Annotated in this window: 11 protein-coding genes and 1 other annotated feature; of the genes, 5 read left to right on the forward strand and 6 right to left on the reverse strand. The window is 37.9% G+C overall.

Annotation, left to right across the window (positions count from 1 at the left end; genetic code table 11):
* Positions 1 to 9: 9 nt before the first annotated feature.
* The 6 genes from purF to ACYQ0N_RS08280 all read right to left on the reverse strand — a co-directional run bounded on the left by purF (position 10) and on the right by ACYQ0N_RS08280 (position 6202).
* Positions 10 to 1476, reverse strand: a complete 1467-nt coding sequence (gene purF, locus ACYQ0N_RS08255; protein WP_460162408.1) for an amidophosphoribosyltransferase — start codon at positions 1474 to 1476, stop codon at positions 10 to 12.
* A complete protein-coding gene (locus ACYQ0N_RS08260) occupies positions 1437 to 2858 on the reverse strand; it encodes an amidophosphoribosyltransferase (RefSeq protein WP_177533136.1) in 1422 nt (473 codons plus the stop codon). Before ACYQ0N_RS08260 ends, purF begins: the two co-directional genes overlap by 40 nt.
* 3 nt (positions 2859 to 2861) lie before the next feature.
* Positions 2862 to 3578, reverse strand: coding sequence for a phosphoribosylaminoimidazolesuccinocarboxamide synthase (gene purC / locus ACYQ0N_RS08265; protein WP_460162610.1), 717 nt, complete (start codon positions 3576 to 3578; stop codon positions 2862 to 2864).
* Between the two features lie 82 nt (positions 3579 to 3660).
* Positions 3661 to 4164: a 5-(carboxyamino)imidazole ribonucleotide mutase gene (gene purE / locus ACYQ0N_RS08270; protein WP_177533137.1), complete on the reverse strand. Its 504-nt coding sequence runs from the start codon at positions 4162 to 4164 to the stop codon at positions 3661 to 3663.
* Positions 4165 to 4215: 51 nt separating this feature from the next.
* Positions 4216 to 5238, reverse strand: coding sequence for a hypothetical protein (locus ACYQ0N_RS08275; protein ID WP_177533138.1), 1023 nt, complete (start codon positions 5236 to 5238; stop codon positions 4216 to 4218).
* Entirely contained in the window at positions 5225 to 6202 is a 978-nt protein-coding gene (locus ACYQ0N_RS08280; protein ID WP_177533139.1) for a glycosyltransferase family 2 protein, read from the reverse strand. Before ACYQ0N_RS08280 ends, ACYQ0N_RS08275 begins: the two co-directional genes overlap by 14 nt.
* 316 nt (positions 6203 to 6518) lie before the next feature.
* Here ACYQ0N_RS08280 and lnt point away from each other — a divergent pair, with 316 nt between their 5' ends.
* From lnt to tyrS, 5 genes are all read left to right on the forward strand, one after another.
* Complete coding sequence (gene lnt, locus ACYQ0N_RS08285) at positions 6519 to 7928, forward strand: apolipoprotein N-acyltransferase (protein ID WP_460162611.1); 1410 nt, start codon at positions 6519 to 6521, stop codon at positions 7926 to 7928.
* Between the two features lie 75 nt (positions 7929 to 8003).
* Complete coding sequence (locus tag ACYQ0N_RS08290; protein ID WP_177533141.1) at positions 8004 to 9914, forward strand: NAD(+) synthase; 1911 nt, start codon at positions 8004 to 8006, stop codon at positions 9912 to 9914.
* A 3-nt stretch (positions 9915 to 9917) separates the two neighbouring features.
* Positions 9918 to 10568, forward strand: a complete 651-nt coding sequence (gene pyrE / locus ACYQ0N_RS08295; protein WP_177533142.1) for an orotate phosphoribosyltransferase — start codon at positions 9918 to 9920, stop codon at positions 10566 to 10568.
* 36 nt (positions 10569 to 10604) lie between these two features.
* Positions 10605 to 10814, forward strand: a binding site (T-box leader).
* A 130-nt stretch (positions 10815 to 10944) separates the two neighbouring features.
* Positions 10945 to 11418, forward strand: a complete 474-nt coding sequence (locus ACYQ0N_RS08300) for a GNAT family N-acetyltransferase (RefSeq protein WP_177533143.1) — start codon at positions 10945 to 10947, stop codon at positions 11416 to 11418.
* 97 nt (positions 11419 to 11515) lie between these two features.
* Positions 11516 to 12736 carry a tyrosine--tRNA ligase gene (gene tyrS / locus ACYQ0N_RS08305; RefSeq protein ID WP_177533144.1) on the forward strand — a complete coding sequence of 407 codons (1221 nt, stop codon included), beginning with the start codon at positions 11516 to 11518 and terminating at the stop codon, positions 12734 to 12736.
* The last annotated feature ends 4 nt before the right edge of the window (positions 12737 to 12740 follow it).

The following is a 12740-nucleotide window of genomic DNA, read 5'->3' on the forward strand; positions in this document are numbered from 1 at the left end:
CTCCTCCAATTATTCTCCGATTTTACTTTCAAACTTGTCCTTAGGCATTTCCTTCGGAACCTTTACAGGATAATTTCCGGTAAAACATCCAACACAAAAGCCGCAGTCGGCTCCTTCCGCTATTTTCTTAACCCCTTCAACGCTCAAATATCCCAGTGAATCGGCTCCTATTTCCTTTGCAATTTCATCAACGGACATTTTACAGGCTATTAGATTTTTTTTGCTGTCAATATCAGTTCCAAAATAACACGGATTAGTAAACGGCGGACTCGATATTCTCATATGCACTTCCTTAGCGCCCGCTTCTCTTATAAGACCGACAATTCTTGCACTGGTTGTTCCCCTTACAATGCTGTCGTCTATCAAAACTACTCTCTTTCCGCATACAACGTCCTTTATAACATTGAGCTTTATTCTTACGGAATTTGAGCGCTGAGACTGATCGGGCTGAATAAATGTGCGTCCTATATATCTGTTTTTTACAAAGCCTACTCCATAAGGTATTCCGGACGCTCTTGAAAAGCCCAAAGCTGCGTCCAGACCGCTGTCAGGAACTCCGACAACCACGTCGGCGTCAACCGGATGCTCTTTCCAGAGAAATTCTCCCGCCTTCAGGCGTGCGCTATGTACGCTTACGCCCTGAATAACGGAATCCGGTCTCGAAAAATATACATATTCAAATACGCACATCGAGGTTTTTTGTCCGCAATGCGTTTTTATTGATTTAACGCCTTCCTTGTCGGCAACAACTATTTCTCCGGGCTCAACGTTACGAACAAATTCAGCTCCGACGCTATCAAGAGCACAGGTTTCCGATGCAAAAACCACTTTGCCGTCTGGAGTACTGCCCATACAAAGAGGTCTGAAGCCTTGTGGATCTCTGGCTGCAATCAGCTTTGTCGGAGACATTATAACAAGAGAATAAGCTCCCTTGAACTTAAACATAGCCTGTTCAACAGCCTTTTCAATTGAAGGCTGAATCAGACGCTGCTCAGTTATTGCATACGAGATTACTTCGGTATCGTTTGTATTATGAAAAATCGCGCCTTTAAGCTCATATTTTTCTCTTAATTCTCTGGCGTTGATAAGGTTGCCGTTATGAGCGATTGACATCGGTCCCTTTATATGACGGACAACAAGAGGCTGCGCATTTGATCTGTTTGGTTTTCCAGTAGTAGAATATCTAACATGACCTATAGCAATATTGCCTAACCCCAGCTTATTTAAATTTTCTTCATTAAAAACCTCTGGAACCAGTCCAAGATCCTTATGATATGACAAAACGCCCTTATCGTTAACTACAATACCGCAGCTTTCCTGGCCTCTATGCTGAAGAGCATACAGAGCAAAATATGTCAAAGAAGCTACATTACTTGTATTGTTGGCATATATTCCGAAAACTCCGCATTCCTCATGCAGCCCTTTATACAAATGAATCATTCCCTTCCATTCCAGCAATATGTGCAAAGTCTGCATTCAGGCTTTCCTACAGCTCTGACCGTTCCCTCTAACGACTGGTATTCCAAAGAAGTAAGCTTTAGCCTGCGGCAGATTTCATCTCTAAGATAACGGCCTCTGGAGGTTGTGGAATCGCTGTATTCTTCAATATATTTTATTCCCTCAGCTCCTTCGTTCTCATCAATAATCTGTCTTGCAATGAGTTCAAGCTCAGAGGTACTACGTGAAAAATTAAGATATTTACACCCATACATAATAGGAGGACACGCAGATCGCATGTGAACCTCTTTAGCTCCGTTTTCATACAGAAACTCAACAGTTTCTCTAAGCTGCGTACCTCTGACAATACTATCGTCAACAAACAGCAGCCTTTTACCGTCTATCAGCTCATGAACCGGAATAAGCTTCATCTTTGCCACCTTATTTCTCATTGACTGACTTGCCGGCATAAAGCTCCTCGGCCATGTAGGAGTATATTTAATAAAAGGTCTTGCAAATGAGATACCGCTTTTATTTGCATATCCGATTGCATGAGGAACACCCGAATCTGGTACTCCGCAAACATAATCGACGTCAGGCAGCTTTCCGTTTTTTATATCCGTTTCCGCCATGATTTCACCGTTTCTGGTCCTCATAACTTCAACATTCACACCCTCGTAGCAGGCGTTAGGATAACCGTAATATGTCCATAGGAAAGTACACATTTTCATTTCGTCCGAGCCTTCGCTGAGTATTTCAAGGCTATCCTTAGTAAGCTTCACGATCTCGCCGGCCTTAAGCTCATGACATGCACTATAGCCGAGCTTCTGAAACGCAAACGATTCAAAAGAAAAACAATATCCATCAGATCTTTTTCCGATAATTATCGGAAGCCTGCCCATCATATCCCTGGCGCAAATTATCGAATCCTCAGTCATTATAACCAAGGACATAGTACCCTTTATTTTTTCCTGCGCATATTTTATACCTTCAACAAAAGAATCCTTCTGAGCAATAAGAGCGCCGATAAGTCCGCCGGAATTAATATTTCCGCTGCTCATGGTTTCAAAGTTAGCGCAACCCTTTTCAAGTAGTTCTTTTGATAGCTCTTCGGCATTCGTAATTATTCCTATAGAACAGACCGCATAAAGACCAAGCTTTGAGCGAACCATAATAGGCTGCGGGTCTGTATCGCTTATACAGCCGATACATATGTTACCCCGCATTTTTTCAACGTCCTTTTCAAATTTTGTTCTGAAAGGAGAATTCTCTATACTATGAATATTTCTCTGAAAACCCAATTCCGGAGAATATGATGTCATACCACCGCGTCTTGTTCCCAGATGCGAGTGATAATCGGTTCCGAAAAAAACATCCTGTATACAATCGTTTGATGACGCTACGCCAAAAAAACCGCCCATATATTATGCTCCCATAATTCTCTTCATTAATTCCTGATAAGCTTCCTCAACACCGCCCATGTCTCGTCTGAATCTGTCCTTATCAAGCTTCTCATGAGTTGTGCTGTCCCAGAAACGGCATGTATCCGGAGATATTTCATCAGCAAGAATTATTTTTCCGTGGAATCTTCCGAATTCAATCTTAAAATCTATAAGATCAATATTAACATCCTTAAAAAACTTTATCATAAAGTCATTTATTTTAAAAGCATATTCAGTAATAACGTTTATTTCTTCTTCGGTTGCTAAATCAAGACCTAACGCATAATATTTATTAATAAACGGATCTCCCAGATCGTCATTTTTATAGCTGAATTCAAGAGTAGGCCGTTTCAGAGCAGTACCCTCCGGTATACCAAGTTTCTTGGAAAAGCTTCCCGCAGCAACGTTCCTGACAATAACCTCAAGAGGAACAATTTCAACCTTTTTTACAATTGTTTCGCGGTCGCTTATTTCTTTAACCAAGTGGGTAGGAATGCCCTGCTTTTCCAAAAGACCAAACATATAATTAGTCATTTTATTATTAATAACGCCCTTGCCGACGATAGTACCCTTTTTTTCGCCGTTGAAAGCGGTTGCGTCGTCCTTGTAATCTACAATAACGCAGTCAGGATCATTTGTTGCATAAACCTTTTTTGCCTTACCCTCATAAAGCTGTTCAGTTTTTACTATGTTTTCCATTTCTTTCTCCATTCCGCCGATATACACGGCTGATTTATAAGCTGTCGCCTTTAAACGGCGAACGTCAATCAATATAGACGCTTTAACTAAGCAAATTTTCAATTTCCTCAGTAAGCTTTTTATCCTTTTGCACTACCTCGTCAGACATCTTTGTTTTCATATCGCTCAAAGCTTTTGAAAGATCCTGATCCGACAATGCCAGAATCTGCGCAGCAAGAATAGCCGCATTAGCCGCGCCGTCAATAGCTACGGTAGCGACGGGAATTCCGCTTGGCATCTGAACGGTTGAAAGAAGCGCGTCAAGTCCGTCTAATGTAGAAGATTTTATAGGCAATCCAATTACGGGCAAAACAGTATGAGCCGCAATCACTCCCGCCAAATGAGCCGCTTTGCCGGCAGCCGCAATTATAACTCCAAATCCATTCTTCTGAGCATCGGAAGAAAATTCTGCCGCCTGAATCGGCGTTCTGTGTGCTGACATTACATGAATCTCATATGGAATATTAAATTCCTTCAACTTCATTGCAGCGTTTTTTACAATCGGGAAATCGCTGTCGCTTCCCATAATAATAGCAACCTTTTTCATAATTCCACCTTATAATATAAAATTTTTATAATTAGCGGCCGCTGCCGTTATTTATAATTCAGTTTTATTTATACTTTTTAAAATAAGCCTATTATTTTCATCAAAAACCATATTAAAAATTATTTCAGAAGATATACCGTTTATTTCTATATTCTTATTTTTATAATTATAATTCGCCAGAATACTGACATCATACGATATTTTAGATTTTTCCTGCTTTATCTCAAAACTGAAATCTGAAATACTATTTAAATTGCAGCCCTCAAAAAAATTATTTGACGATAAGGACTGAAAATACTGCTCAGACGTAAGGTCGGATATATTCTCCATATTTCCGTTAACAAGAGCTTGAAGATATCCACAGATAATATCTGCCGTTCGTAAAATATTTTCAACCCCTACCTTATTTATCTTTTCAGATCCTGAAAAATTTATTGTAATACCTACATTATTAACTTTTCTAACCAGATCAATATTATTAAACCGGAAGCCCTTGTCAGTAATTTCTCCGCTGAATAAATCGCCGCCGCTGCCGAGAGTTATTATACTGCCGTCATATTCATAGCTGTCCCAAAGCTTGTTATACTGGACATTGCCGTACCTATCAAATAAAAAGAATTCATTTCCATTTCCGGTAAAGCCGCCGATAAAATCATTGCCGAGAGATCTAAATTCTGAAAAAATAAACGGACTAACTATATTTCCATATAAATCAATAATTCCCATTTTTTTGGTATCGGCAATTCTCTTACCGACGATAAACCGATTCTCAGATAATATAAAAACATTTTCCCATGCCGCGTCTATTATAACCCTGTCGTTATTAACCACGCCAAGCAAACCGTTTTCATCCTCAAAAACCTCAAAGCCCTGATAGCTTCCATAATTCTGCATAGTAATATTATTATTAGACGATTCCTTCTCCATGTTTTTCTTATTAACGTCAAAATACACCTTAATAAGAATCAGAGCCATAATAACAAGCGCCGACATTAAAAACACTATAATAAGCTTTATATATTTTCCTGACGGAAATTTTTTTGAGGAAATTGAAACGCTTCTAATCTTCTTCATTTTCTTTAATGCTTCCGTTGAAGCTTTCCTCTGTTTCACTTATAATATAAATCGGTCTGCGCTTTGTTTCCAAATATGTCTTAGACAAATACTGTCCAAGAATACCTGTACAAAAAAGCTGTAACCCTCCGACAAAAAATATGGCGCACATTATAGTCGGAAATCCTTGCACGCTTTCTCCGAATACAATTGTTTTTATTATTATTGCAATTATCCAGATAAATGCGATAAGACAGCTTAAAACACCAAGTAACGACGCAAGAGCAAGCGGAGCCGTTGAAAATGCGAATATTCCCTCAAGGGAATATAAAAACAACTTCCAGAAGGACCATGCGGTTGTTCCCGCAGCGCGTTCCACATTTTCATATTCAATATATTTTACATTAAATCCTACCCAACTGAAAATACCCTTTGAAAAACGGTTATATTCCTTCATTGAAAGAACTGCGTCAACCATTTTACGAGTCATAAAGCGAAAATCCTGAGCGCCGTCGACGATTTCAGTCTGCGATATCTTATTCATTATTTTGTAAAATTTCATTGCAAACCATGAACGTATTTTTGACTCGCCTTTTCTGCTGACTCTTCTTGTCGTCGCGCAGTCAAATCCTTCCTCGCTTACATATTTATACATCTGAGGAATAAATTTAGGCGGATGCTGAAGATCGGCGTCCATAACCACAACGTAATCGCCCTTTGAATTCTCCATTCCGGCAAACATTCCCGCCTCTTTGCCGAAATTTCTGGAAAACGATATATATCTGACGCGATTATCACTGGCAGACAGCTCTCTCAGCATTTTTAACGTATTATCCTTAGAACCGTCATTTATAAACAAAAGTTCAAATTCCAGATCATCATATTCAGACTGCATCTGAGCTATAACTTTATTAATCTCATTATAAAACAGCGGCAATACTTCCTGTTCATTATAACAAGGAACTACAACAGAAATCAGTTTCATATAACAACTGCTCCTCCATCCTACGATACAATAATATAATACAACAAAATCCACAAAAAAGCAAGTATTAATTTGTTTTTATTAAAAAGCCGTTAAAAGCGGGAAAACCGAGTTTACCGTTTTAGTATAAAATGCATAATTCTGCACAATCTGTTTATTATATAATATATAAATTGCTGTAAGGAGCAAAAATATTGAAAAATTTATATTTTAAACTATGAAATCTAATAAAATAATTACAGTCAATATAATAATGCCCTTGATCTCAGGTATTGCTACAGGTCTTGCATACAGCGGAGAAAAGCTTTCATTTCTCATATTTTTATCAATATCGCCTTATATTTATTCAATTTTAATTGATTATAAATTATATAAATCATTTATTTACTCAATATCACTTTATTTTACATCGTTATGCTGGATTTCAAATATTACTTCTGCTATAACGGATATAATAATTTTAAGGCTGATTATTTCAATTATTATAATTTCAGCTCTTTCTCTTTTATTATCCTTCTTACTCAACCTGCCGCTATACATTTTTAAATGTTATAAATTTTCCGTTTTTTATAAATGCGTAACATTACCATTTTTATACATTTTCGGAGAATGGCTTCAAGGACAATTTATCCCCATAGCTTTTCCATGGGTAAGAATTGTAAATATAGCTTCGCCGTTTACCGTATTTATACAGTCAGCGTCAGTTTTCGGAGGCTTATTTATTTCCCTTATCATTTTATTTATCAATTCCGCAGCGGCTTTAATTTTTATTAAAATTAAGCTTAACAGGAAGTTTATTTATACATCGGCCGTATTGGCAATAACAATAACAAATTTAATATACGGGGCAAATTATCTGAATAAAAATAAATTTCATAACGCTGAAGCTTTAAACGTTATGATAATTCAAGGCAATTATCCAAAAGAAACCAAATTCAGCAGCTCTTCCGAGGATATACTGAATAAATATATTTCAATGATATACGGCAGTATTGATAAGGACACAGATTATATTTTATTTCCTGAAACAGCAATGCATTCTGATATTTATGTAAAACCCGAATTGAAAACAAGATTATCGGATATATGCAATGATTACGGAGTAATTATTCTATTTGGCACGCAATACAACGACGATGGCAAGTATTATAATTCATGTATGGCGTTTTATCCTGACAATAAGGATTCCGCTATATACCTCAAGCGGATACTTGTACCGTTCGGAGAATATAATCCATTTAAATTATTTAAATTTCAATTTACCTCCACAAATTTTTCTCCAGGAGAGGAATGCAGTATCATAAATACAGAAAACGGAAATATAGGCTGCGCTATTTGCTTTGAGTCAGTGTTTCCAGAAGCGTCGGTCGACTGCGTTAAGGCCGGAGCAGAAGTAATAACTGTTCTTACTAATGATTCATGGCTTGGAGAGCGGTTACCGCTTTACCAGCATCATACTCACTCAATTATAAGAGCTGTTGAAACCAACAGATATATTCTTACTTCTACCAATACCGGTATATCTTCGGTTATAAGCAACTGCGGAGAAATCAAATCAGAAACTGATTATAACAACGAAGCGATTATTGAGGATACGTTTTATATGATAAGCGAAAATTCTATATATACCCACTTGGGGGATATTATAATTTTTCCCTCCTGCATTATAATTATTTTAACCGTTATATTATATTTGCGGAAACAAATATTTTCCAAAAAGTCTTGAACTAAAACTTAAGTTAATGTATAATAATATATAGTTATTCACTGAAAGGAGAGGCTCTAATGAGCCTGAAATTTTATGAAAGACGGTTTTATTAAAATTGCCTGCATATCGCCGAAGCTTAAAGTTGCGGACTGCCGTTATAACAGCGATAAAATAACAGAGGCAATTACTAACGCTTACAACAGCAGTGTAAAAATATGCTCTTTTCCGGAATTATCAATCACAGGCTATACCTGCGGTGATTTGTTTTTACAGTCATCTCTTTTAAACGAAGCTGAAAGCAGCGTAATCAAAATAGCAGAGGACACTAAATCACTGGATATTATATCAATAGTAGGTTTTCCATGCGCTTTCATGAACAGCCTATATAACTGTGCTGCCGTTATTTACAAGGGCGATATTCTGGGTATTGTTCCTAAATCTAATATACCAAATTACAGCGAATTTTATGAAGCGCGCCATTTTGCACAGGGAATAGAAAAAATTGAAAATATGAATTTAAAAGGCAAAATCGTACCATTCGGTATAAATCAGATATTCCAGTGTGAGGAAATGCCTGAATTCACTTTTGGCGTTGAGATATGCGAAGACCTCTGGGTTGGAACAACACCTTCTGTAAAGCTGACAGAAAGCGGAGCTACAATGATTTTCAACCTTTCAGCAAGCGATGAAATAATCGGCAAAGCTGATTATCGGCGTACTATTGTAAAAGCCAAATCCGGAAGTCTTCTTTGTATATATGCATATACGGACGCAGGAATCGGCGAATCAACTACCGACATGGTTTTCAGCGGTCATAATATAATCGCAGAAAACGGAAAGATTTTATCTGAGTCCTCTTTATTTGAAAACGGCATGATTACAGCGGATACAGACGTATTGAAAACCGCCGGAGAACGCTGGAAAAGCAATACCTGCAGCTATACTAACAACGGATATACAATTAATAAATTTTCTATGCAGCCTGTTGAAACAAAGCTGACTCGTAAATTTTCAAGATTTCCCTTTGTACCCTCGTCAAAATCGTCCCTTAACAACAGATGTACGGAAATACTTAACATACAGTCTGTCGGTCTAATGAGCCGTTTAAAGCACATTAAAGCTAAAAACGCTGTTCTCGGACTTTCAGGCGGCCTCGATTCAACGCTGGCTCTCATAGTAACCGTTAAAGCTTTCAAAATGCTTAATTTAGATACTAAGAATATAACGGCGGTAACTATGCCGTGTTTCGGGACAACCGACAGAACTTATCAAAACGCATGCCGACTGGCCGACGCTTATAATGTTACGCTTCGTGAGGTAAACATCAGAACAAGCGTATTACAGCATTTCAAAGATATAGGTCACGATGAAAGCAATCATGACGTTACCTACGAAAACTCCCAGGCGCGTGAACGTACTCAAGTATTGATGGACATTGCAAACCAATCCAACGGAATTGTTATCGGAACAGGAGATTTGTCCGAGCTGGCACTTGGCTGGGCGACTTACAACGGAGATCATATGTCAATGTATGCGGTAAACGCGTCTATCCCCAAGACTCTTATTAAATATATTATTAATTATGAGGCATGCTCGTCGGATAAAAGCTTAAAAAACGTACTGCTCGACATTTTGGACACTCCGGTAAGCCCTGAACTGCTTCCGCCAGAAAACGGAAATATATCTCAGAAAACTGAGGATCTTATCGGACCCTATGAGCTTCACGATTTCTTTTTATATTACATGGTAAGATTCGGATTTTCACCTAAGAAAATTTTCAGAATAGCGAGACATGCTTTTAAAGACGTTTATGAGGACGCCGTTATATTAAAATGGGAAAAAATATTCTATAAAAGATTTTTCTCTCAGCAGTTTAAACGTTCATGTCTGCCGGACGGTCCGAAGGTAGGAAGCGTTACGCTATCGCCAAGGGGAGATTTCAGAATGCCCAGTGACGCAAATGCTGATATATGGCTCAATGAGCTTGAAAATATAGGGAGGTAAAATATGAATTACAAAGAAAGCTTTATAAAATTTATGGTAGAAAGCGGAGTGCTTACATTTGGCGAATTCACCTTGAAAAGCGGAAGGAAGGCTCCTTATTTCGTAAATACCGGCAATTATAATACCGGATCTCAGCTTGCCAGACTGGGAGAATATTACGCACAGTGCATAAAGGAAAACAACGTACAGGCAGACACGCTTTTCGGCCCCGCATATAAAGGGATACCGCTGGCCGCCGCGTGCAGTATTGCCCTGTCAAATAAATACGGCATCGATGTAAATTATGCATTTGACAGAAAGGAAGCTAAGGATCACGGCGAAGGCGGAGTAATAGTAGGAAAAAAATTCCAGGACAGAGAAAAAATTGCAATTATTGAAGACGTTATTACTGCCGGCACCGCTATAAGAGCCGTCCTGCCGTTATTAAAATCTCAGGCAGACGTAGATATAACTGCTCTGATTATTTCTGTTGACCGTATGGAAAAAGGAAAGGGCGAGCTTTCGGCCGTTCAGGAGGTAAAAAATGATTTCGGTATTGATGTATATTCCATAGTTACTATCGAGGATATTATAGACGCGATAAAAAACGGCGTTATTCCAGGTATGGAATATTTGGATAAAATGCTTGAATACAGAAAAAATTATGGTGTCTGAATACTTGACATTTACATAATTTTATGATATGATACAAAAAAAGCAATGATGGGAATAGTAACTTGTAATCAGGTTTTCAGAGAGCCTTTGCGCGGTGTAAAAAGGTAACCGATTAAAAGTGAATACGCCCCTGAGCTTAATTTCCGAAACTAAAGTAGGGAGTTACGGGAACGCCCGTTACAGCGTTCAAAGGCCGATTTATTTCGGTAAATTGAGGTGGTACCACGGTAAATTATCGTCCTCTGGAAGCAACGTTGCTTTCAGAGGACTTTTTGATTATCAAACTATAAAAGGGGGTGTTATCCGTGAAATCTGGAACAGATTTCATCATATATGCTTTACATTCAAGATAAAATAAGAATGTGAGGTAAATAAAATGATAAGAAAAGCGAAAAAATCGGATGTATCCAAAATAATAAGACTATGCGGACAGCGTGCTAAAATGCGGTCCGTTTATCCAAAACTCCCGAAAAAAAGATTTTATACAAGAACCTCAAAGGGTTATACAGCCAAGGAATATAAGATAATCGTTTATGAGGATAATAACGTAATTAAAGGATTTAGTAAATTTTTCATTTTTGTCGGCAGAAACGATATGGAACGAAATAAAAAGTGCGTAATTGAGCGGTTAGCCGCTGATGAAGAATATGAATCATGCAAAATAAGAACACAGTTGCTTGAATGGATAAAAAAATATGCAGAAAAATGCAATTGTAATTCAATAGATCTTAGAGTTTGCTATGAAAATTATGACGCCGTCAACTTATATTCCTCATTCGGATTTATACCGACAGCTTATGAATTGGAGCTCAAATTAAACAATCCGATTAAAGCAGAAGAATCAGCGTAAGGATGTTATTAACCGCATTTATAAAACCATGATTTGCTGCTTACATGGTTTTCAAGCTCGATTTTATTAACACTAAGCAGCAGAATGGAGATTTATAATGACTTTATTTGAAGAACTGAAAAGAAGAGGTCTAATAGCTCAGCTTACTGACGAGGAAGAAATCAAAGAGCTTATAAATAACGGAAAGGCTACGTTCTATATAGGTTTTGATCCTACTGCCGATTCACTGCACGTTGGTCATTTCATGGCTTTATGCCTTATGAAAAGACTACAGATGGCTGGAAATAAACCTATAGCTCTTCTTGGAGGCGGAACGGGCATGATAGGAGATCCATCAGGAAAAACTGATATGAGGAAAATGATGACAACTGAAACCATCAATCATAACGTTGAATGCTTTAAAAAACAAATGAGCAGATTCATTGACTTTTCCGACAATAAAGCTCTTGTAGTAAATAATGCCGACTGGCTGATGAATTTAAATTATATAGACGTACTACGAGAGGTAGGAGCTCACTTCAGCGTTAATAAAATGCTGACATTTGAATGTTACAAGCAGAGAATGGAAAGAGGTCTTACTTTCCTTGAATTTAATTACATGATAATGCAGAGCTATGATTTTTATAAGCTATACAAGGACTACGGCTGCAATATGCAGTTCGGAGGAGACGATCAATGGGCAAATATGCTGGGCGGTACAGAGCTTATCAGAAAGAAGCTCGGCAAAGACGCTTACGCTATGACAATAACCCTGCTTCTTAACTCTGAAGGAAAGAAAATGGGAAAAACAGAAAAGGGCGCCGTATGGCTTGATCCCGAAAAAACATCTCCGTATGACTTCTATCAATACTGGCGGAATGTTTCTGACGCTGATGTAATAAAATGCCTTAAAATGCTTACTTTTATTTCAATTGAAGAAATAGAGGAAATGGAAAGAACATTACAGGGTGCGGCTCTGAATAAGGCTAAAGAGATACTTGCCTTTGAGCTGACAAAACTGGTTCATGGAGAAGATGAAGCAATAAAAGCCGATACGGCTGCTAAAGCTATCTTTTCAGGACGAGGAATTAGCGACGATATGCCGACGACCGAACTTGAATGTAATGATCTTTCCGAAGGGAAGATCGGAATACTAACATTGCTTGTAAAAACCGGACTTGCTTCATCTAACGGCGAAGGGCGAAGACTTGTTCAACAGGGCGGAATTTCAATAAATGATGTAAAGATTATGGATCCTTCAGAGCAAATCAGCTTTGAAGAAAATAAAGCTATTATAAAAAAGGGGAAAAAGGTATTTCATAAGGTAGTTATAAAATAAAACG

The organism is Ruminococcus sporogenes, assembly GCF_054655175.1.

Bases quoted from the DNA above. Each gene is read 5' to 3' on its own strand.
- ACYQ0N_RS08280 (WP_177533139.1), bottom strand. From the start codon at position 6,202: ATGAAACTGATTTCTGTTGTAGTTCCTTGTTATAATGAACAGGAAGTA.
- ACYQ0N_RS08300 (WP_177533143.1), top strand. From the start codon at position 10,945: ATGATAAGAAAAGCGAAAAAATCGGATGTATCCAAAATAATAAGACTA.
- ACYQ0N_RS08290 (WP_177533141.1), top strand. From the start codon at position 8,004: ATGAAAGACGGTTTTATTAAAATTGCCTGCATATCGCCGAAGCTTAAA.
- purF (WP_460162408.1), bottom strand. From the start codon at position 1,476: ATGCAGACTTTGCACATATTGCTGGAATGGAAGGGAATGATTCATTTG.
- purE (WP_177533137.1), bottom strand. From the start codon at position 4,164: ATGAAAAAGGTTGCTATTATTATGGGAAGCGACAGCGATTTCCCGATT.
- ACYQ0N_RS08275 (WP_177533138.1), bottom strand. From the start codon at position 5,238: ATGAAGAAGATTAGAAGCGTTTCAATTTCCTCAAAAAAATTTCCGTCA.
- purC (WP_460162610.1), bottom strand. From the start codon at position 3,578: ATGGAAAACATAGTAAAAACTGAACAGCTTTATGAGGGTAAGGCAAAA.
- pyrE (WP_177533142.1), top strand. From the start codon at position 9,918: ATGAATTACAAAGAAAGCTTTATAAAATTTATGGTAGAAAGCGGAGTG.
- tyrS (WP_177533144.1), top strand. From the start codon at position 11,516: ATGACTTTATTTGAAGAACTGAAAAGAAGAGGTCTAATAGCTCAGCTT.
- ACYQ0N_RS08260 (WP_177533136.1), bottom strand. From the start codon at position 2,858: ATGGGCGGTTTTTTTGGCGTAGCGTCATCAAACGATTGTATACAGGAT.